23 protein-coding genes are annotated in these 18,476 nt (G+C 64.1%); 8 read left to right on the forward strand and 15 right to left on the reverse strand.

Annotated elements, in window-relative coordinates; genetic code table 11:
- Nucleotides 1–6: 6 nt before the first annotated feature.
- The 4 genes from I6F37_RS27420 to I6F37_RS27435 are packed head-to-tail and all read right to left on the reverse strand — an operon-like array spanning nt 7 to nt 2,945.
- On the reverse strand, nt 7–828 hold the full coding sequence (locus I6F37_RS27420) for an SDR family NAD(P)-dependent oxidoreductase (RefSeq protein WP_035996659.1): 822 nt from the start codon (nt 826–828) through the stop codon (nt 7–9).
- Nucleotides 829–845: 17 nt separating this feature from the next.
- Entirely contained in the window at nt 846–1,409 is a 564-nt protein-coding gene (locus tag I6F37_RS27425; RefSeq protein ID WP_085968659.1) for a cytochrome P460 family protein, read from the reverse strand.
- 52 nt (nt 1,410–1,461) lie between these two features.
- The gene (locus I6F37_RS27430; protein WP_225153209.1) at nt 1,462–2,490 is read right to left on the reverse strand and encodes an alpha/beta fold hydrolase; all 1,029 of its coding nucleotides are present in this window, start codon (nt 2,488–2,490) and stop codon (nt 1,462–1,464) included.
- A 35-nt stretch (nt 2,491–2,525) separates the two neighbouring features.
- Nucleotides 2,526–2,945, reverse strand: coding sequence for an organic hydroperoxide resistance protein (locus I6F37_RS27435; RefSeq protein ID WP_225153211.1), 420 nt, complete (start codon nt 2,943–2,945; stop codon nt 2,526–2,528).
- A gap of 195 nt (nt 2,946–3,140) precedes the next feature.
- Here I6F37_RS27435 and I6F37_RS27440 point away from each other — a divergent pair, with 195 nt between their 5' ends.
- A complete protein-coding gene (locus I6F37_RS27440) occupies nt 3,141–5,972 on the forward strand; it encodes a winged helix-turn-helix domain-containing protein (RefSeq protein WP_225153213.1) in 2,832 nt (943 codons plus the stop codon).
- Between the two features lie 866 nt (nt 5,973–6,838).
- Here I6F37_RS27440 and I6F37_RS27445 read toward each other — a convergent pair.
- Complete coding sequence (locus I6F37_RS27445; RefSeq protein WP_036020598.1) at nt 6,839–8,446, reverse strand: TRAP transporter large permease subunit; 1,608 nt, start codon at nt 8,444–8,446, stop codon at nt 6,839–6,841.
- Nucleotides 8,443–8,982: a TRAP transporter small permease subunit gene (locus I6F37_RS27450; RefSeq protein WP_036020596.1), complete on the reverse strand. Its 540-nt coding sequence runs from the start codon at nt 8,980–8,982 to the stop codon at nt 8,443–8,445. The genes I6F37_RS27445 and I6F37_RS27450 overlap by 4 nt, the downstream gene beginning before the upstream one ends.
- 349 nt (nt 8,983–9,331) lie before the next feature.
- Between I6F37_RS27450 and I6F37_RS27455 the strand changes: the two genes are divergently transcribed.
- Complete coding sequence (locus I6F37_RS27455) at nt 9,332–9,505, forward strand: hypothetical protein (protein ID WP_157785976.1); 174 nt, start codon at nt 9,332–9,334, stop codon at nt 9,503–9,505.
- Nucleotides 9,506–9,532: 27 nt separating this feature from the next.
- On the opposite strand, the gene I6F37_RS27460 is transcribed toward I6F37_RS27455, so the two are convergent.
- The 3 genes from I6F37_RS27460 to I6F37_RS27470 form a co-directional block, all read right to left on the reverse strand.
- Entirely contained in the window at nt 9,533–9,769 is a 237-nt protein-coding gene (locus tag I6F37_RS27460; protein ID WP_025033504.1) for a hypothetical protein, read from the reverse strand.
- A gap of 18 nt (nt 9,770–9,787) precedes the next feature.
- A complete protein-coding gene (locus I6F37_RS27465; RefSeq protein ID WP_036020622.1) occupies nt 9,788–9,997 on the reverse strand; it encodes a hypothetical protein in 210 nt (69 codons plus the stop codon).
- Between the two features lie 191 nt (nt 9,998–10,188).
- Entirely contained in the window at nt 10,189–10,860 is a 672-nt protein-coding gene (locus I6F37_RS27470) for a response regulator transcription factor (protein WP_225113010.1), read from the reverse strand.
- 344 nt (nt 10,861–11,204) lie between these two features.
- Here I6F37_RS27470 and I6F37_RS27475 point away from each other — a divergent pair, with 344 nt between their 5' ends.
- A complete protein-coding gene (locus tag I6F37_RS27475; protein WP_225153307.1) occupies nt 11,205–12,830 on the forward strand; it encodes an MFS transporter in 1,626 nt (541 codons plus the stop codon).
- A gap of 63 nt (nt 12,831–12,893) precedes the next feature.
- On the opposite strand, the gene I6F37_RS27480 is transcribed toward I6F37_RS27475, so the two are convergent.
- From I6F37_RS27480 to I6F37_RS27490, 3 genes are read right to left on the reverse strand one after another with little or no spacing between them, the layout of a single operon-like run.
- Nucleotides 12,894–13,367, reverse strand: coding sequence for a secondary thiamine-phosphate synthase enzyme YjbQ (locus I6F37_RS27480; RefSeq protein WP_225153215.1), 474 nt, complete (start codon nt 13,365–13,367; stop codon nt 12,894–12,896).
- A 13-nt stretch (nt 13,368–13,380) separates the two neighbouring features.
- Nucleotides 13,381–13,896 (reverse strand): hypothetical protein, encoded by a 516-nt coding sequence (locus I6F37_RS27485; protein WP_036040226.1) that lies wholly within the window; start codon nt 13,894–13,896, stop codon nt 13,381–13,383.
- A 50-nt stretch (nt 13,897–13,946) separates the two neighbouring features.
- Nucleotides 13,947–14,180 (reverse strand): hypothetical protein, encoded by a 234-nt coding sequence (locus I6F37_RS27490; RefSeq protein ID WP_225153217.1) that lies wholly within the window; start codon nt 14,178–14,180, stop codon nt 13,947–13,949.
- 75 nt (nt 14,181–14,255) lie between these two features.
- Between I6F37_RS27490 and I6F37_RS27495 the strand changes: the two genes are divergently transcribed.
- The 5 genes from I6F37_RS27495 (at nt 14,256) to I6F37_RS27515 (ending at nt 16,873) form a co-directional block, all read left to right on the forward strand.
- A complete protein-coding gene (locus tag I6F37_RS27495; RefSeq protein WP_035996624.1) occupies nt 14,256–14,630 on the forward strand; it encodes an AtpZ/AtpI family protein in 375 nt (124 codons plus the stop codon).
- Nucleotides 14,631–14,728: 98 nt separating this feature from the next.
- Nucleotides 14,729–15,478: a F0F1 ATP synthase subunit A gene (locus I6F37_RS27500; protein WP_035996621.1), complete on the forward strand. Its 750-nt coding sequence runs from the start codon at nt 14,729–14,731 to the stop codon at nt 15,476–15,478.
- Between the two features lie 52 nt (nt 15,479–15,530).
- The gene (locus I6F37_RS27505; RefSeq protein WP_008541273.1) at nt 15,531–15,761 is read left to right on the forward strand and encodes a F0F1 ATP synthase subunit C; all 231 of its coding nucleotides are present in this window, start codon (nt 15,531–15,533) and stop codon (nt 15,759–15,761) included.
- Between the two features lie 60 nt (nt 15,762–15,821).
- Nucleotides 15,822–16,382, forward strand: a complete 561-nt coding sequence (locus tag I6F37_RS27510; RefSeq protein WP_035996619.1) for a F0F1 ATP synthase subunit B — start codon at nt 15,822–15,824, stop codon at nt 16,380–16,382.
- 5 nt (nt 16,383–16,387) lie between these two features.
- The gene (locus tag I6F37_RS27515; RefSeq protein WP_035996616.1) at nt 16,388–16,873 is read left to right on the forward strand and encodes an ATP F0F1 synthase subunit B; all 486 of its coding nucleotides are present in this window, start codon (nt 16,388–16,390) and stop codon (nt 16,871–16,873) included.
- Nucleotides 16,874–16,891: 18 nt separating this feature from the next.
- Here the strand turns inward: I6F37_RS27515 and I6F37_RS27520 are convergent, their stop codons facing one another.
- From I6F37_RS27520 to I6F37_RS27530, 3 genes are all read right to left on the reverse strand, one after another.
- Nucleotides 16,892–17,086, reverse strand: a complete 195-nt coding sequence (locus I6F37_RS27520; protein WP_157783945.1) for a hypothetical protein — start codon at nt 17,084–17,086, stop codon at nt 16,892–16,894.
- Between the two features lie 16 nt (nt 17,087–17,102).
- Nucleotides 17,103–17,753: a hypothetical protein gene (locus I6F37_RS27525; RefSeq protein WP_035996613.1), complete on the reverse strand. Its 651-nt coding sequence runs from the start codon at nt 17,751–17,753 to the stop codon at nt 17,103–17,105.
- A gap of 100 nt (nt 17,754–17,853) precedes the next feature.
- The gene (locus I6F37_RS27530) at nt 17,854–18,441 is read right to left on the reverse strand and encodes a GNAT family N-acetyltransferase (RefSeq protein WP_035996611.1); all 588 of its coding nucleotides are present in this window, start codon (nt 18,439–18,441) and stop codon (nt 17,854–17,856) included.
- Between the last annotated feature and the right edge of the window lie 35 nt (nt 18,442–18,476).

Genomic DNA, 18,476 nt, shown 5'->3' on the forward strand with positions numbered 1-18,476 from the left:
CCGGGGTCAATAGTCAGTCGATACGCTGAGCGCTCGCCACCTCTCCAGCTCTTCGAGGCGGAGCTTATCGATCGCAGCGATGGCGTCGACGGCATCGCTTCCGAGCGCAATGCGCAGAGGCGGGCGCTCCATATCGGCAAGCTTCAGAACCACGGCCGCGGCTTTGGCTGGATCGCCGGGCTGCCGGCCGTCGTAATCGCGCTGCATCCTGACGGCAGCGCCGACGAGCGCATCGTATTCCGGGCGTCCTTCGCCGGTCCCATGTGCGGCTCGCGCAAAGCCGGTGCGAAAGCCGCCGGGCTCGACGATCGTGACGTTCACGCCGATCAGCGCCATCTCGCGCGCCAGCGATTCCGAAAAGCCCTCGATACCCCATTTCGCGGCCGAATAGGCGGCGCGGGCTGGGGCGCCGATCCGGCCGCCTACGGACGAGACTTGCACGATGTGGCCACGGCGCTGCCGGCGCAGCACCGGAATCGCCGCCTTGGTGACGATAATGGTGCCTATCAAATTGGCCTCGATCTGCCGCCGGAACGAGTCCAGGCCAGTATCCTCGACCGATCCGAGGTCGCCGTAGCCGGCATTGTTGACGACCACGTCGAGTCCGCCGAACGTCTCCGCAGCAAGCGCGATGGCTGCCGGCGCGGCAGCTTCATCCGTGACGTCGAGCGTTGCAAGGCACAGTCTTTCAGCGAAACGTTCCCGCAACGGTTCAAGCGGTTGGAGCGTCCGCGCAGTGGCAACCACCTGGTCGCCCGCGGCGAGTGCCGCTTCCGTGATGGCACGGCCAAGCCCGCGAGAGCTGCCGCTGATGAACCAAGTCTTCAAGCCAGTCACCGTATGTCTCAAGGCGCAAGCCGCGTGAAGACATAGTCGCGGCTCTTGGCCCGGGCTTCGTGGCAGGCGAAGCAGGTGCGGTGCTGCGCCTCGTCCACCGGCTTGCCGTTGATGAAGCGGCCAAAGCCCCAGCCGCCGGTAGCGGCGTATTTCCTGGAATCCTTCACCATCACCTGGACCGTGGTGGCGGCGCCGGGAATCGTCGCGGACGCAAACTCGGGGGACTGTTTCCGCTTCCACGCGCGCTTGACCAGAATGGTGCCATCTGGGAACGGCAGTTTTCCGGCCTGATAGGCGTCGATTGCGGTCTGATTGCCGACAACAGCGCGCAGCTCGTCGAGTGGCGCGGCCTCTTCGGCCGGCGCGATCAGCTCCCACCGCTTATAGCCGGCCGGGATTGTGACGCCGAAGATCGGCGAGGCGTCCGCCGCGCTCTGTTCCGCTGGCCCTTCCGCGAAGGCGATCGTGACGAGGTAGGGCATGCAGGTCAGGAGCACGACGAGGAGGACCACGGTCAGCACGATCATTGTGGTGTGGAGAGATTTCTTCTTATCGGGTTCGGCTATCATCATGATGTTTCATCGGGCTCGATCAATGAGGCTGGACGGAGGTGCCGACGAATGCCTAGGCGCCATCGGCGTCGATGACGGCCTTGGCAAAGGCTTGTGGCGCTTCCTGCGGCAGATTGTGGCCGACGCCGCCGGTGATCAGGCGAAACTCGTATCGGCCTGAGAACTTCTTGGCATAGGCGCTGGGATCGGGATGGGGCGCGCCGTTGGCATCGCCCTCCATCGTGATCGTCGGCACCTCGATCTGCGGAGCAGCGGCCAGCTTCTTTTCGAGAGGCTCGTATTTCGCCTCGCCCTGGGCAAGCCCGAGCCGCCAGCGGTAATTGTGGATCGTGATCGCGACGTGATCCCTGTTGTCGAGCGCCGCCGCGCTCCTGTTGAAGGTGGCGTCGTCGAACTTCCACTGCGGCGAGGCCAGCTTCCAGATCAGCTTGGCGAAATCGTGCGTGTACTTCTCGTATCCGGCCCGGCCGCGTTCGGTCGCGAAGTAGAACTGGTACCACCATTGCAGCTCCGCCTGCGGCGGCAACGGCGCGTTGCCGGCAGCCTGGCTCGAGATCAGATAGCCGCTGACCGCTACCAACGCGCGACAACGGTCCGGCCACAGCGCGGCGATGATGTCGGCGGTGCGTGCACCCCAGTCGAAGCCGGCGACGACGGCTTTCTTGATCTCGAGCTTGTCCATCAGCGCGATGATGTCCGCGGCCATGGCCACAGGCTCGCCGTTGCGCGGCGTTTCGCTGGAGAGGAAGCGCGTCGTGCCGTAGCCACGCAAGTATGGGATGATCACGCGATAGCCGGCCTTTGCCAGGAGGGGCGCGACGTCAATGAAGGCGTGAATGTCGTAGGGCCAGCCATGCAGCAGGATCGCCACCGGACCATTCGCGGGACCCGCCTCGGCATAGCCGACGTTGAGAACGCCGGCATCGATCTGCTTGATCGCGCCGAAGGACGCATTCGATGCTTGGGATCGCTGCGGTTCGGTCTCGGCACGAGCGAACGCGATCACGCCGATGCCGGCGGCGGCGGCTCCGGTGGCGATGCCGAGAAACTGGCGGCGGTGCTGATCGATGAGCTGCTTCATGATGATGTGACCTCGTCGTGATTTATGATGGTGCGTCAGATCAGCGCGACCGTGACGTCGATGTTGCCGCGGACGGCCTTGGAGTAGGGGCAGGTTTGATGCGCTTCATCGATGATGCCGCGTGCGATCTCGGGGTCGAGTCCCGGCAGGCTGACATTGAGGCGCGCCCTCAGCGCGTAGGCGCCCTCGTCGAACACGAGATCGATCTCCGCGTCGATCGCGCTTTTCCTGGGAAGGGTCACCTTCTGCTTGCGCGCGGCGAGTTCCATGGCGCCTTCGAAGCAGGCCGACCAGCCGGCCGCAAACAATTGCTCGGGATTTGTGCCGATGCCGGCCCCGCCCGGCGGCGACAGCTTGACGTCGAGGCGACCGTCGGAACTGCGCGATATGCCGTCGCGCCGGCCGCCGCTCGTGTGGGTCCGGGCCGTGTAGAGCAGTTTTGCCGTTTGCGTCATGAAGAGCTCCTTGCAGTCGCGCAAACTGACTAGCAGCGACGCGCTCCGGAGACCCGTTTGGACTTGTGAGAAGTTGTGAGGCCGGCGCAGAAGCTGATGCGAGGTCTGCAAACAAGGTCTGAGGCCGATGCAACGCAGGCCTTGCGGGATGGCTGCCCTCTGGCTATCCGGTTCGCAAATGAGCAAGTTTTCGCGATGACCACGCCGACCGGGCCAAGACTCTCGTTCGGACCATTCACCGTGGCGCCACATGAAAGGCTCGTGACGCGCGACGGCCTCGCGGTGCCGCTGGGTTCGAAGGCCTTCGACGCGCTGATCGCACTGATGTCGCGGCCGAACGAGGTCGTCAGCAAATGGGATCTGATGGCGCTGGTGTGGCCCGGCATCACCGTCGAAGAGGCCAATCTGCGCTTTCACATCGCCGCTCTCCGCAAGGCGCTCGGCGACGGCAAGGACGGCGCACGCTACATCACGACGCTCTCCGGGCGCGGCTATTGCTTCGTGGCACCGATCTCGGACACGCAGCTTCCGGCGGTGCGGCGCTCGTCCCCGCCGATGGAACTGCCGCCGGTCAAGCTGCCGAATCGGCTGCAACGGATGATCGGGCGCGACCAGGCGGTCACCACCATCTCCGACAAGCTTCTCACCTCGCGCTTCGTCACGATCGTCGGTCCGGGCGGCGTGGGCAAGACTGCCGTCGCGGTGGCGATCGCCCACGACCTGCTCGCGACGTTCTCCGACGCCGCGCATTTCGTCGACCTTGCCGCGCTCAGCGATCCCAATCTCGTGATCACCTCGATCCTGTTGATGCTCGGCTTGCCGGCCGAGACCGACGATCCCCTGCCCGCGCTGCTCGCGCATGTCAGGGACAAGCGGTTGCTGCTCATCCTCGACAATTGCGAGCATGTCATCGCCGCGGCGGCACCGCTGGCTTCGGCGATCTTCCACGCTGCGCCTGATGTCCACATCCTCGCCACCAGCCGCGAAGCCCTGCGCGTCGAGGGCGAGCAGGTCTATCGACTGGCGCCGCTCGCCGTACCGCCTGATAGTGCCGGGCTGAGTGCGGCGGCTGCACAGACCTATCCCGCGCTTCAGCTCTTCATCGAACGGGCGACCGCTGCCGGCGCGCAGATCGCGCTCGACGATACCAACGCCGCGACTATCGCGAGGATCTGCCGCAACCTCGACGGCATGGCCCTGGCGATCGAGCTCGCCGCCGGCCGGGTCGAAGCTTACGGCCTGGAGCAGACGGCCGCGCTGCTCGATGAGCGTCTCAATCTGCTCTGGCAGGGCCAGCGCACCGCGCCCCCGCGACAGAAGACGTTGCGGGCGACGCTGGACTGGAGCTACGGGCTGCTGTCCGACATCGAGCGCCTCGTCCTCCGCAGGTTGGCGGTCTTCGCAGGTCACTTCACCATCGACGCCGCCCTCGAGGTCGTCCCGGATGAACGTGCCGACCGCTCCCATTTGTTCGATGCCATCGACAGTCTCGTCGCCAAATCGATGGTCGCGCCGCGGCCGGTCGGCGCCATGATGCGCTACCGTCTGCTCGATACCACGCGCGCCTATCTGCTCGAGATCGAGCCGAACGACGCCGCGCTCGCCGCCCGCCACGCGACCTACTACCGGCGATGGCTGGAGCAGGCCGGCAGCACATGGGCGGCAACGCCGAACGCCGACGAACGGGCGATCCACTTCTCCGCGCTCCACAATGTGCGTGCCGCGCTGGACTGGTGCTTTGGCGCGGGCGGCGACGCCACCGCCGGCATTGCGCTCGCCGCCGCGGCAGCGCCGATCTTCCTCGCGATGTCCCTCTTGATCGAATGCCGGCGCTGGTCGGAACGGGCACTGCTTGCGATGACCCCGTCCGCGCGCGGCAGCGCCGATGAAATGCACATCCAGGCTGCCCTCGGGCTGACCCTGATGTTCACGCGCGGCGGCAGCGAGGCGGCGCGCGTGGCCTTGAGCAGGAGCCTTGCGATCGCGGAGGCGCGCGGCGACGCGCCGAACCAGCTCCAGCTGCTCGGCCGCATGCATATCTTTCACGAACGGATGGGGCAGTTCCATGCCGCGCTTGGCTATGCGCAGCAGAGCCTTGCGGTCGCGCAGGCGCTCGGCGATCCCGGCTCGATCGTCCTCGCCCATTCGTTGCTCGGGGTCTCGCTGCATCTGGCCGGCGAGCACCGCGACGCGCTGAAGATGCTGGAGGTCGCATGGCAAGGGCCGGGCGCGGAACGAATCAGCACCATCCATGGCTTCGATCATCGCAACCGGGCCGGCATCACGCTGGCGCGCGAACTCTGGTTGCAGGGCCGGCCCGCGGACGCGCGGCAGCTGGCGCAACAGACGGTGACTGAAGCCGCGCAGATGGAGCATCCGATCACGCTGTGCATCGCGTTGATCTGGGCGGTCTCGATCTCGCTCTGGGACGGCGATCTCGACGGCGCCGAGCAGAGCATCGACCAATTCATCGCGCATGCCGAATCTCGCTCGATGGGTCCCTATCTCGTGGTGGGCCGCGGCGTGAAAGGCGAACTGGCGATCCGTCGGGGAGACGCCGCGCAAGGCGTCGATACGATCATGGCTTGCCTACGCAAGCTCCACGAGGCGGGCTACGAACTGCTCACCACGACCTTCAACATCGCACTGGTTCAAGGCTTGTTGGCGCTTGGACAGGTCGAGCAGAGTGCGCGCCTGATCGACGATGCGATCCGCCTCGTCGATCAGAGCGGCGATCATCTCTACATGCCCGAGTTGCTGCGGATGAAAGGCAGAGTTCTGTTGTCGCTGCCGGAGCCCGACGCCGAGCAGGCAGAAGCCCACTTCATGCAATCCCTGGATCTCGGCCGCCGGCAAGGCGCCACGGCCTGGGAGCTGCGCGCTGCGATCGATCTCGCCGGGCTGTTTGCCGGACGCGGGCAGCGCGACGAGGCGAAGCGATGGCTCCAATCGGCGCTCGAAGGCTTTGCCGAGGGCTCCGATACGGCGGATATCAGAGCGGTCAGCGTGCTTCTGACCACGCTGTAGCGGATCACCCCGTCGGCGTGCCCTGCTTCGTCGCTTCGCTTTTCGCAATGACAGCGCTAGGTGAACCGCTATCGTCCTCAAACCAGCACCTCGGCTTGCAGACATGCCCTCGCCTTCTCGCGGCGCCTTTCGCCCGAGTTTTGCGCTTCGCGTCACGCCCTCTTGGAAGAAAGGGCGCAGGGAAGGCCGGGTGCTGACATCGCACCCGCGGTCCGCTGCGCGAAATGCACACGCAGGAAGAACCGCACAGCAGCATACAGGTGGAGCCGAACACACGGCCTTCCCTGCGCGATGGTCGGACGGCTTATGCCGTGCTCTCCCGGGAGCCGAGTTCCCTCTGGCCTCCCTCGCCCTCACGAAAGTCACCGGCACCGCGCCGGTTGGCGCAGATGCCGCATCCGCAAGCGCTTGACCCTAGCAACGACGGCCAGGACCACACGGTTTTGCCGTTACGCAACCAGCGCCGTTCGTACAACGCGGCTTGCGAGGCGCTCACGGGGCTCGGCTCAATCCATCACCCCGCCCTGCGTCTCACATCCGCGACGGCGCAAATGCGTCCACCGCAGCCCGATCCGCGGCTCGTGACGACGTACGACCGCCCCTTTCGCCGGATCAGGGTGGGCGACATTTACGTTGAATCCGAATTTCTGTAAAGCAGAATATATGGCCGCCGATCGGTTGACCCAGCCGTTGCTGTTTTGCGCGACGACGGCCCAACCCCTAGGGGTGGCTCGGTCACGTCCCTGCAAATCATGTTTCGAAGAACGCGCACATGATGTCCCGTCGTCTCCAGCAGCAGCGCGAAAAGCGGAGAGCGTCAACCGCCCGGGTTGGACGAAAAGCGGAAGTGCTTCGGCGGACGTCCCTTAGTTCTTGGGCTGCCCGAAATCGACCAGCGGTGGCGGCAACTCGATGTCCGGAATCTCGATCTTGATCTTATCCAGATCCACCTTGATCGGGGCGTCCAGCAACCCGGTGACAGTGATCGGGAATGCGATCACGACCGCAACCATGATCGCCTGCAGACCGATCCACGGCACCGCGCCCCAATAGATGTCTGAACTCTTGACTTCCCTCGGCGCCACGCCGCGCAAATAGAACAGTGCGAAGCCGAAGGGGGGATGCAGGAAGGAGGTCTGCATGTTCACGCACAGCATGATCCCAAACCAGATCAAGGCGGCATCCGCGCCGACGACAGGCGTGAGGAGCTTGAGGGCGGTCGGCGCGATCATGGGAACGATAATGAAGGCAATCTCGAAGAAGTCGAGGAAGAAGGCGACAAAGAAGATGAACAGATTGATGAAGATTAAGAAGCCCCATACACCGCCCGGCAACGATGTCAGCATGTGTTCCAGCCAGACGCCCCCGTTGCAGCCGAGAAAGACAATCGAGAAACAGGTCGATCCAATGAGGATAAAAGTCACCATGCAGGTGATGCGCATGGTGGTCTCATAACCCTGCTTTACCAGCAAGCGCAGGTCGGGAATCCTGATTACCTCGAGACACGCCCAGGCCACCGCCAGATAGGCAATCGCGAACGCCATTTTGAACGGCAGATTAGGCGTGAAGTAGATGCCGATGATGGTGCCCACGCCGGCCGCGGCCACGCCCACGAGCAAGACCTTGTGACCGGCCGAGCTGAAATCCTTGTGATGGATGACGGCGAGGACGATCGCGCCGACGGCGCCCATGGCACCCGCTTCGGTCGGCGTGGCGAGCCCCAGCATCATCGTGCCGAGCACCACGAAGATCAGAACGGCGGACGGAATGATGCCCAGAAGGCATTTGCGCCAGAGTGCCCAGCCCTTGAGCGTCCTCGCTTCCTTCGGCACCGCCGGAACATGGCCCGGTTTGACGATGCTCAGAACGAAGGTGTAGCCCGCGAACAGCGCGATCTGGAGTATCGATGGCCCCCAGGCGCCCAGATACATGTCACCCACCGACTTTCCGAGTTGGTCCGCGAGCACGATCAAAACCAGCGAGGGAGGCACCAGCTGGGTTATGGTGCCGGAGGCTGCGAGCACGCCGGTGATGTAGCGCACGTTGTAGCCGTAGCGGATCATGACCGGCATCGAGATCAGCGCCATGGCGATGACCTGCGCCGCCACTGTGCCTGTGATGGCCCCAAGGATGAAGCCGACGATGATCACGGAATAGCCGAGACCGCCGCGAACGGGGCCAAACAGCTGTCCCATCGAATCCAGCATGTCCTCTGCGAGGCCACATCGTTCGAGGATCGCGCCCATGAACGTGAAGAATGGGATGGCCAGCAGCAGCTCGTTGGACAGAACGCTGCCGTAGATGCGCTCCGGGATCGCCTGAAGGAAGCTGAACTCGAAAAATCCCAAATGGATCGCGAGAAATCCGAACGAGAGCCCGAGGGCGGCCAGCGTGAAGGCGACCGGAAAGCCGATGAGCATCGCCAGCACAAGTCCGCCGAACATCAGCGGCGGCATCATCTCGATCGTGATCATTGGGTCGGCCGCTCGTATTTCGCATCGATGGTGACTTCACCGCGCAAGGCGGCGGCGCGCTTGATGACCTCCGAGATACCCTGCAAAGCCACCATGAAGAAGCCGGCCGGCAGGACGAACTTGATCGGCCACCGCAGAAGGCCGCCTGCATTGTTGGACATTTCGCCGATGACGAACGAATTGTAGAACATCCCCCAAGACAGGTAGCTGAGGAGCAGGCAGGCAGGGACGAGGAAGACCAATGTCCCGATCAGGTCCAGCCACAGCTGGCCGCGTTCGGTGAGCATGAGATAAAGGATCTCGACGCGGACGTGCTCGTTGCGCTTAAAGGTGTAGGACGCGCCGAACATCACGATGACGGCGAACATATACCACTGCGTCTCTAGCCAGCTGTTCGAGCTGTAGCTGAAGGCGTACCGGATCATCGCATTGACAGCACTCACGACGCAGGCCGCGAGCACCAGAATATTGCAGACGTTGCCGACCTTTTCGTTCAGCCAGTCGATAGCCGTACTCATCGCCAACAATGGGCGCATCGATGCCTTGTCCCCGCTCGCTGAGTACTATCCCCCAGGCGAGCAGGACCATGGCGCTGCATCAGCTGCCTGCCACGTCTGCGCGGGAGCTAGTTGACCCCTCCTGATGCTTCCGCCCGTTCTTGCTGTCGGTTTTCGGCAAGACACGTTCAGGTCTCAGCCGCCGCGTGAAGCAGGGCCACCTTTACCGTCGGCCAATTCCCGGTCAACAGGAAAATGGACAGTTTGCCGCAGCAATGTCTAAGTTAGCGTCACTAGGCTTAATTGGGTTGACCTTCGGGGCTTACCGGCGACGCGACCGGCGGAGGACAACCTCCAGCGAGATATCGCTGCTCCAGAGGAGGATTTCGTGATCGGCGCATTCCTGGTCGTCTTGTCGATCGCTCTCCTCTGGGTCTTCCTGCCTCGCAACGGGCAGTCACATCGGTGGATGGAGCTGCCATTCTTTGAGACAGGAGTCCCCCTGGTGATCATCATGGCCTTCTCAGCTGGCCTGACGATGGTGATCGACCGCATCTTCTGACCGGTGTCGGCTGTCGAGGCGGCGCGCCTAACCCTCGACGTCGTACTGCCTGCAGAGGTGATCCCCAATCTGGACCAGCATGGCAACGCATTCAGGATAGCCCGGCCGATCAGAGGTCGCCTGATCAGCGCTGGCCCGAAACTCCCAGGATTTCCCGTCGCGGAGGATGGAAATCGTCATTCCATCGGGACAGTCGGCGTGGACCTTCAACTCGGCTCTCGCCATGGCGACGAGTTCGCTTTCAGATTTTACGGGCTTGCTCATTCGTTGGCCCTTGATCTCCTAGCGGACAACCCCAGCGGCATCATCGTCGCTCGGCATCACCCAATCGAGGGCGAGCAAGCAAGCTTCCAGCAGAACTAAAGCAATAAGGCCGCCAACCAGGCCGAAAAAGACGATGGAAAAGGTCCCCAGTAAAAGCGCACAGAAGACATCTGCAAGCACCTTAGACGTGCGATCGGATTGGGTCTGGTTGGCTGTGAAGTACGGCATCTTCATCCTCCGGGGTTTGACCCCAACTTAGCCGCGTCAGCTACTGGCGGTCTATTCCAAACGGCGGCTTGGCGGTCCAGCTAATCCATCGATCGACATGCCCACACGGGTCAAAACCGCCGAAGCTCTCATCGCACCGAATGATTGCGCTCTGCCGCGGGCCCGGACATCCACCAGTTAACGCGCAAGCGCTACCCCGTCGGCGTACCCTGCTTCCACTGGCTGCCGGCGATCTTCGCCGCGGCAATCACCGCCTGCGTCCGGCTCTCGACGCCGAGCTTTTGCAGGATCGCCGAGACATGCGCCTTGATGGTGGCCTCGGAAACACCGAGCTCGTAGGCGATCTGCTTGTTGAGCAGTCCCTCCGACAGCATCATCAGGACGCGAACCTGCTGCGGCGTCAGCGTCACCAGGCGGTCGCGCAGGCGGGTCATGTCGGGGTCGGCGGCGGCGGACAGGTCGGTATCGGCGGGGACCCAGACGTCGCCCTCCATCACCTTGAGGATGGCGTCGCGCAAGGTCTCGACCCCGAATCGCTTCGGAATGAAGCCGGACGCACCGAAATCGAGCGAACGGCGGATCGTGGCGCTGTCGTCGGAGGCCGAGACGATTACGACCGGGATCGCCGGGTATTGCGCACGCAGATAGATCAGGCCGGAGAAGCCGGAGATCCCGGGCATGGAGAGGTCGAGCAGGACCAGATCGACCTCGGAGGTCTGCTCCAGAAGCTTGGTCAGATCCTCGAAGGTGCCGGCCTCGTCGATCCGGGCCGACGGGAGAACGCCCGCCACCGCCTGCCGCAGTGCATCGCGGAACAGGGGATGATCATCGGCGATGACGAGATGGGTCGAAGGAGCGTTCATCGTTCTCTTGCTGTCGTTCGCGCCGGGTCGGCGAACAGATCCCGGGTACGTCAATTCTTCCCCCGACCGGCCGTGGCATGCAAGTGCACATTATTCCTTTGCTGCAAAGGGGTTAATCCCCGCCCTGATGGCCCGCGCGCCGGCCCCCGATACCGCGACGTCACCTGCGCGACAGTGCGCAGGGCCGAAAGTCGTATTGGGGCCGGTTTCACGCCGATGTTACCTTGTGGCCAAGACCTGGGGCGATCCGGCATGTCCGGACGTCCGGGGCGCGAGGGAAACGCATTTTTGGGGAGCGATCCAACATGTCGACAATGGCTGTGTCTCAATCGAGCGCGCAGGGGATGACGAAGGACGAACGGTTCGTCATTCTCGCCTCCTCGCTCGGTACCGTCTTCGAGTGGTACGACTTCTATCTCTACGGCTCGCTGGCCGGCATCATCGGCGCGCAGTTCTTCTCGGCCTATCCCCCGGCAACCCGCGATATCTTCGCGCTGCTGGCGTTTGCCGCGGGCTTCCTGGTGCGTCCGTTCGGCGCGATCGTGTTCGGCCGCGTCGGCGACATCGTCGGCCGCAAATACACTTTCCTTGTCACCATCCTGATCATGGGTCTGTCGACCTTCATCGTCGGCCTGTTGCCCAACGCGGCGACCATCGGCATCGCGGCCCCGATCATCCTGATCGTGCTGCGCCTCGCCCAGGGTCTGGCGCTCGGCGGCGAATATGGCGGTGCGGCGACCTACGTCGCGGAGCATGCGCCGAACGGCAAGCGCGGCTTCTACACCTCCTTCATCCAGACCACGGCAACCCTCGGCCTGTTCCTGTCGCTGCTGGTGATTCTGTTCACCCGCACCGCGCTCGGCGAGGCCGATTTCGCAGCGTGGGGCTGGCGCATTCCGTTCCTGGTCTCGGTGCTGCTGCTCGGCATCTCGGTCTGGATCCGGCTTCGCCTGAACGAATCGCCGATCTTCCAGAAGATGAAGGAAGAGGGGAAGGGTTCGAAGGCGCCGCTGACGGAGGCCTTCGGCAACTGGCAGAACGGCAAGCTCGTGCTGCTCGCTTTGCTCGGTGGTGTGATGGGCCAGGGCGTGGTCTGGTACACCGGCCAGTTCTACGCGCTGTTCTTCCTGCAATCGATCCTGAAGGTCGACGGCTATACCGCCAACCTGCTGATTGCATGGTCGCTGCTGCTCGGCACCGGGTTCTTCATCGTGTTCGGCATGTTGTCCGACAAGATCGGCCGCAAGCCGATCATCCTCGGCGGCTGTCTGATCGCGGCGCTGACCTTCTTCCCGATCTTCAAGATGATCACGTCCAACGCCAACCCGGCGCTGGAAAAGGCCATCGAGTCGGTCAAGGTCGAGGTGGTGGCCGATCCCGCCGGCTGCGGCGATCTGTTCAACCCGGTCGGCACCCGCGTGTTCACCGCGCCTTGCGACACCGCACGCGCCTACCTGTCGCAATCGTCGGTCAGGTACACGACGACTTCGGGTCCGGCCGGCTCGGGCGTGAAGGTCGTGGTCAACGGCAAGGACGTGCCCTACGCCAACGCCAAGGACAGCAACCCGGCGGTTCTCGCCGCGGTGCAGGCGGCCGGCTATCCCAAGGCGGGTGACACCGGCATCGTGAAGATGTCGCATCCGTTCGACGTCTTCCGTCCGCAGCCGGCGGCGATCATCGGCCTGCTGTTCGTCCTGGTCCTGTTCGTGACCATGGTGTACGGCCCGATCGCGGCGATGCTGGTCGAATTGTTCCCAACCCGCATCCGCTACACCTCGATGTCGCTGCCCTACCACATCGGCAACGGCTGGTTCGGCGGCCTCCTGCCTGCCACCGCCTTCGCCATCGTGGCCTCGACAGGCGACATCTATGCCGGTCTGTGGTACCCGATCATCTTCGCCTCGATTACCGTGGTGATCGGCTTCCTGTTCCTGCCGGAAACCAAGGACGTCGACATCAAGGCGACCTGATCGCAGCAGCAATCGACGACACCAACCGGCCGCGGTCTCCGCGGCCGGTTTTGCTTTGTGTGGTTATCGATCGCTGCCGATGAATTGCAGCACGATCTCACGGCGGTGCGGGCGGCTGCGATGCTCGATCAGGTAGATCGCCTGCCAGGTGCCGAGCGCGAGCTTGCCGCTCAGGACCGGGACCTGAAGCGAAGTCTGCGTCAGCATGGTCTTGATATGGGCCGGCATGTCGTCCGGCCCCTCGGTATCATGGGTCCACCCCGCGTTCTCCGGCGCGAGCCGTGACAGCGCGGTCGTAAGATCGTCCAGCACGGAGGGATCGGCGTTCTCCTGGATCGTCAGCGAGGCCGAGGTGTGGCGGATGAACAGCGTCAACGCGCCCTCACCCGCGTGCGCCTCGGCGATGAATCTCGCGGCCTCGCTGGTCAGATCAGTGAAGCCGCGGCCAGGCGTCTGCACGGTGAGCAGTGCCGATGTGACGGTCGTGGCCTGTACGGACGATGGTGCGGAGCGGGTGACGGATCTGGCTGAGGTCATGGAGGGGCCCGCATCAGATCTTCCCCGACACGTCTTTCTGCACGCGGTTGGCCATGTCGATCAGCCGCCGCCAGGCCTTTTCCAGGAACGACATCATGCGGTCGACGTCCTGCTCGCTCGGCAGCGGGATCTCGATCTTGCGCTCGCCCTCGGCGACCTTGGGCTCGGGCTTCCTGAGTGGATCGGATTTCGGCAGCGCCTCGTCGATCTTGCCCGATACCGTTGGCCCCGCCGCGAGCTGTGCCTTCAGCCGCTCGACCTCGGCCTGGAGCCTGCCGATCTCGGCGTCGAGTGCGGTCCGCTCGTCGGGCACCGCGTAGCAGGCCCAACCGGCGCCGTTCCTGGTGCAGGTCGACACCGTGCCGGTGCGCGTGTCGAGCCGCAGCACGCCCTCGGGGATGGGCGTCATGCTGTAGCGGCCATTTTCGCCGTCGGGCGTAGATTGCGCGGCCGCGAGGCCGCCGCTGACTACCATCACCGCGGCCGCCGCCGCGAGCCATGATGTCGTGGATGACGTCGCAGGTCTCATCATTGTCTCCGCCCCGGCACTGCTGCGGCTGCGGTTGCAATTCTACACCCTCAGCCGGCAACCCGCCGCCAAAAAGCCGCCCCGAAATCAACGAACGCGGCGGCTTCTTTGATCCCGCGAGCGCGGCGAAAGCACGGCTGCGTCCGCCGTTCGCAAGCAGACCTGCTGCGGTGCGGCGTCACGCTGTGTGCAGCGCTGCTGTGCGCGTCAATATCATCACGTAAATCAAATACATAATCGGAAGGGACGCAATCGTGACTTGGCTTGACTTGATTATAGGCCATCAGTATGGTCCGCGCGGCTTTTGAGGGTGACGGGCGCAATTTCCATTCAGCCGCAGCGTTTCGGGTCTTCGTTGCATGACACAGGGCACGGGACACGGCGAGGATGGAGATCGCGATAGATCGCCCGAGGAAGCCGCGCTTTCCGATCGGCTCGGAAATCTTGATCAGCGGTTGTCCGAATTTCGCGACCGCCGAGCCAAGACCGAGCAACCCGCAGGTGACGATGGAGACAAAGCGGCCAGAGCCTCGGCGATGGCGCTTGGTTTCCGACTATCCTCGGAGTTGATCGCCGGCGTCGCTGTCGGAGCGGGGATTGGCTGGGGGTTCGACCACTTGCTGTCGACGTCGCCTTTCGGATTCATCGCGTTCCTGCTGCTGGGCTTCATCGCCGGCGTGGTGAATGTGGTGAGAACGGCAGGCGCGGGTCCGAACAGGCGCGGTGGTTCGTAATTGGCCTAGCCGGGTTAACTGTCGTGCCGCTCGCCGGCACAGCCGGCCGACCAATCTTCACTGGTCGGCTTGTCCAGCAGACGAGAGATGCCGCGCGGATGAAAATCGACCCGATCCATCAGTTCAACGTCGAACCGCTCTTCACGATCGGCCGTATCGGCGATCACACGATCGCCTTCACCAATGCCTCTCTCTACATGTTCGTCGCGGTGGGGATCATTGCGCTGCTTCTGCTCACCAGCGGCAAGCAGCTGGTTCCGGGGCGTCTGCAGTCGGTGGCCGAGCTCTCCTATGAGTTCGTGGCCAGCATGATCCGCAGCACTGCCGGAGCGGATGGCATGCGGTTCTTCCCGCTGATCTTCTCGCTGTTCATGTTCATCTGCGTCTCGAACCTCGTAGGCATCGTTCCGTACACGTTCACCGTGACGAGCCATCTCATCGTCACTGCGGCGCTGGCGCTGCTGGTGTTCTTCACGGTCCTGATCTACGGCCTCTACAAGAACGGCCTGAAGTTCCTGAAAGTGTTCGTGCCCTCGGGCGTTCCCGGCTACATCCTGCCGCTGGTCATGGCGATCGAGGTGCTGTCGTTCTTCCTGCGGCCGGTCTCGCACAGCGTTCGACTGTTCGCGAACATGCTCGCGGGCCACATCGCGCTGAAGGTGTTCGCCGGTTTCGTTGCCATGCTCGGCGCGTCTCTTGGCGTGGTCGGCTGGATCGGCGGTGTCATGCCGCTGGCGCTCGCCGTCGCGCTCACCGCGCTCGAACTGCTGGTCGCGTTCCTGCAAGCCTATGTGTTTGCGATCTTGACCTGTATCTACCTCAACGACGCCATTCACCCTGGACACTGAGTGATCCGGGTGCTTTTCCACCCACACCTGTCTTTCTTCCAAGGAGTCAAAAATGGATCCGCAAGCAGCTAAGTTTCTCGGCGCGGGCATCGCGTGCATCGGCATGGGCGGCGCCGGCATCGGCGTGGCCTTCATCTTCGGCAATTATCTGTCCGCAGCCATGCGCAACCCGGCAGCTGCTCAGGGTCAGTTCGGCAACCTGATCTTCGGCTTCGCCGTGACCGAAGCGCTCGGCATCTTCTCGCTGCTGATCGCTCTGCTGCTGCTGTTCGTCCCGCTCTGAACGCGTTTCGCGCCGCTTCCAGGTGGGAGGCGGCGCGTCTGACAGCAACAGGAGAACTCCATGGCTGAAAGTCATGGCGGCGCCAAAGGTACCGGCGCTCACACGGAGGCCGATGGCGGTCACCACGGCGGTGGCTTTCCGCCTTTCGAGAGCAGCACCTTTGCTTCGCAACTGGTGTCGCTCGCGATCGCCTTCGTCGCGCTGTATCTGATCGTCTCCCGGTTCGCGCTGCCGCGTGTCGGGGGTGCGATCGAGGCGCGTCAGAACAAGATCGAGGGCGATCTCGCCGAAGCGCAGAAGCTGAAGGACCAGTCCGAGGCGGCGCTCAAGGCCTATGAAGGCGAGCTCGCGTCGGCGCGCGCACGTGCACAGGCGATCGGCAACGAATCCCGCGAGAAGGCGAATGCGCAGGCGGAAGCCGAACGCAAGGCGCTGGAAGAGCAACTGTCCGCCAAGCTCGCCGAGGCGGAGAAGACCATTGCCTCGACCCGCGCAACCGCCATGAGCAACGTCCGCGGCATCGCGGCCGATGCAGCCGGCACCATCGTTCAGCAGCTCACGGGCGTCGTTCCGGATGCAGTGTCGGTCAATGCCGCCGTTGACGCGACCTTGAAGGGTTAGTCTCGATGTTCTTCACACCTGAGTTTTGGGTCGCCGTCGCCTTCGTGATCCTGATGGTGATCTTCGCCTATGTGGGGGTGTTCAAGACGGCGATGTCGGCGCTCGATCATCGCGCCGCTCGTATCAAGGCCGAGCTGGACGAGGCGGCGCGCCTCAAGCAGGAGGCCACCAAGGTGCTCGCCGACTACAAGGCGCGCACTGCCGGTGCCGAGCGCGAGGCCGCCGACATCATCGCCAACGCGAACGCCGAAGCGGAGCGCATCGCAGCAGAGGCCAAGGCGAAATTGGAAGATTTCGTCACCCGCCGCACCAAAACCGCCGAGGGCAAGATCGCACTCGCCGAGGCTCAGGCTCTTGCGGACGTCCGGGCAGCCGCCGCGGAAGCCGCCGTGCAGGCTGCCTCCACGATCCTGTCGCAGTCGGTCAAGGGCCAGATCGCCGACGACCTGCTCGCCAAGGGCATCAACGAAGTCAGGCAGAAGCTGAACTGAGGGATTTGCCTTACCCAATCAAAAAGCCGGCGCGACGAGCGCCGGCTTTTTTGTCTGTCGGGTAACAGCATCCACAAGTGCGGTATCATCACCCACCTTGTGCGCACTTGCGCACTGGGGCGGGTGATCCATTGCGCCGAGGCTTCTCAGTTCAAGCACCGCGGCCTCTGGAATACTGGATTGCCCGCCTTCGCGGGCAATGACAGCTGACATTGCCGCAAGATCTCCCCTACTTCTTCTTCTTCCCTCTCGGCTCCGGCGAGAGCGCCTGCGGGTCGAAGCCGACATAGAAGATGTAGGTATCGGCGACCGCGGGCGCCGGCACCGGATAGGCCAGATCCTCGGCGACGAAGGTGAAGGGCACGCTGCCGCCTTCCGACATCGCCACCGTGGTCCGGTAGGCCTTCGAGGCGATCACCTTCTCGCCGACGCCGCCCTGCACGACGGCGATGCGCAGCGGCACCTCGACGGAGGCAGGCGCCCCGGCGGGGCCGGCGATGACGCGGCCCTGGATGCCGATCCGGGCGGTGATGCCGGCACTGCTGCGCAAGCATTCGCGCGCCATCTTGGTGATCGAGGCCTGGAAGCGGATGTCATTGCCGACCGCCGGCTTGCCGCTGGCGCCGACCGCGTAGGTCGAGGCGCCCGCGCGCACCGTGACCTGCGGGCAATCGAGGTCGTCTTCGGCCGGCTGCCCGGGCGCAGGCGCCGGCTTCGGCTCCGCCGGCTCGTCGGACTTGCCGCCGAACAGGCTCTTGAAGCGGTCGGTCAACGACTGTGCCGCCACCGGCGAGACGGAGGCGAGCCCGACCGATAATGCCAGCACGACCGCTGCGCCCCGCCGCAACCTCGTCCGCGATGACCGAAGCTCCTGCACCATCAACACCCGTACTCCATGACAATGTTCCGGCCGGGTTATATCGCCAATATCGGCGAACCCAAGGCGGCAAGAAGGGATTTGGCCGCATCCATCAGGCTGCTCAGCCGCGGAAGTCCTCGTGCAGCAGGCCGAACAGCAGGTGATCCTGCCAGACCCCGTTGATGCAGAGATAGCGGCGCGCCAGGCCCTCGCGCGAGAAGCCGCACTTCTCCAGCACCCGGATCGACGGTGCATTGGTCGGGATGCAGGCGGCCTCGACCCGGTGCAGATTGAGCTCGCCGAACAGCGTCGGCAGCAGCACCCGGAGTGCGGCCGTCATGTAGCCGCGATGGGCATAAGGCTGGCCGACCCAATAGCCGATGGTGCCGGCCTGCACGATGCCGCGCCGGACATTGGCGAGCGTGATGCCGCCGACCAGGGCACCGTCGAGCTCGCGGAAGATCAGAAAGGGATAGGAGCGGTCCGCGGCAATGTCCTCGGCATAGCGGCGCAGGCGGCGGCGGAAGCCGGAGCGGGTGAGATCGTCGGACGGCCAGATCGGCTCCCAAGGCGTCAGATAGTCGCGGCTGGTCTCGCGCAAATGAGCCCATTGCAGGAAGTCGGACATTTGCGGCGCGCGCAGGAGCAGCCCGTTGCCGCGCGGCGCCAGGGCGGCGGGTCCACTGGATGGCAGGCGAAAGAGGGCCATGTGATGCTTCCCGGGGCGAGGCCCGCGCGCGGCTC

Source organism: Bradyrhizobium sp. NBAIM08 (genome assembly GCF_020193935.1).
GTDB lineage: Bacteria > Pseudomonadota > Alphaproteobacteria > Rhizobiales > Xanthobacteraceae > Bradyrhizobium > Bradyrhizobium yuanmingense.

Excerpts from the sequence above, each read along its gene's own strand:
- I6F37_RS27425 (WP_085968659.1), bottom strand. The coding sequence starts at position 1,409 with ATGATGATAGCCGAACCCGATAAGAAGAAATCTCTCCACACCACAATG.
- I6F37_RS27430 (WP_225153209.1), bottom strand. The coding sequence starts at position 2,490 with ATGAAGCAGCTCATCGATCAGCACCGCCGCCAGTTTCTCGGCATCGCC.
- I6F37_RS27435 (WP_225153211.1), bottom strand. The coding sequence starts at position 2,945 with ATGACGCAAACGGCAAAACTGCTCTACACGGCCCGGACCCACACGAGC.
- I6F37_RS27440 (WP_225153213.1), top strand. The coding sequence starts at position 3,141 with ATGACCACGCCGACCGGGCCAAGACTCTCGTTCGGACCATTCACCGTG.
- I6F37_RS27445 (WP_036020598.1), bottom strand. The coding sequence starts at position 8,446 with ATGATCACGATCGAGATGATGCCGCCGCTGATGTTCGGCGGACTTGTG.
- I6F37_RS27450 (WP_036020596.1), bottom strand. The coding sequence starts at position 8,982 with ATGCGCCCATTGTTGGCGATGAGTACGGCTATCGACTGGCTGAACGAA.
- I6F37_RS27460 (WP_025033504.1), bottom strand. The coding sequence starts at position 9,769 with ATGAGCAAGCCCGTAAAATCTGAAAGCGAACTCGTCGCCATGGCGAGA.
- I6F37_RS27465 (WP_036020622.1), bottom strand. The coding sequence starts at position 9,997 with ATGCCGTACTTCACAGCCAACCAGACCCAATCCGATCGCACGTCTAAG.
- I6F37_RS27470 (WP_225113010.1), bottom strand. The coding sequence starts at position 10,860 with ATGAACGCTCCTTCGACCCATCTCGTCATCGCCGATGATCATCCCCTG.
- I6F37_RS27475 (WP_225153307.1), top strand. The coding sequence starts at position 11,205 with ATGACGAAGGACGAACGGTTCGTCATTCTCGCCTCCTCGCTCGGTACC.
- I6F37_RS27480 (WP_225153215.1), bottom strand. The coding sequence starts at position 13,367 with ATGACCTCAGCCAGATCCGTCACCCGCTCCGCACCATCGTCCGTACAG.
- I6F37_RS27485 (WP_036040226.1), bottom strand. The coding sequence starts at position 13,896 with ATGAGACCTGCGACGTCATCCACGACATCATGGCTCGCGGCGGCGGCC.
- I6F37_RS27490 (WP_225153217.1), bottom strand. The coding sequence starts at position 14,180 with ATGGCCTATAATCAAGTCAAGCCAAGTCACGATTGCGTCCCTTCCGAT.
- I6F37_RS27495 (WP_035996624.1), top strand. The coding sequence starts at position 14,256 with ATGACACAGGGCACGGGACACGGCGAGGATGGAGATCGCGATAGATCG.
- I6F37_RS27500 (WP_035996621.1), top strand. The coding sequence starts at position 14,729 with ATGAAAATCGACCCGATCCATCAGTTCAACGTCGAACCGCTCTTCACG.
- I6F37_RS27505 (WP_008541273.1), top strand. The coding sequence starts at position 15,531 with ATGGATCCGCAAGCAGCTAAGTTTCTCGGCGCGGGCATCGCGTGCATC.
- I6F37_RS27510 (WP_035996619.1), top strand. The coding sequence starts at position 15,822 with ATGGCTGAAAGTCATGGCGGCGCCAAAGGTACCGGCGCTCACACGGAG.
- I6F37_RS27515 (WP_035996616.1), top strand. The coding sequence starts at position 16,388 with ATGTTCTTCACACCTGAGTTTTGGGTCGCCGTCGCCTTCGTGATCCTG.
- I6F37_RS27520 (WP_157783945.1), bottom strand. The coding sequence starts at position 17,086 with ATGTCAGCTGTCATTGCCCGCGAAGGCGGGCAATCCAGTATTCCAGAG.
- I6F37_RS27525 (WP_035996613.1), bottom strand. The coding sequence starts at position 17,753 with ATGGTGCAGGAGCTTCGGTCATCGCGGACGAGGTTGCGGCGGGGCGCA.
- I6F37_RS27530 (WP_035996611.1), bottom strand. The coding sequence starts at position 18,441 with ATGGCCCTCTTTCGCCTGCCATCCAGTGGACCCGCCGCCCTGGCGCCG.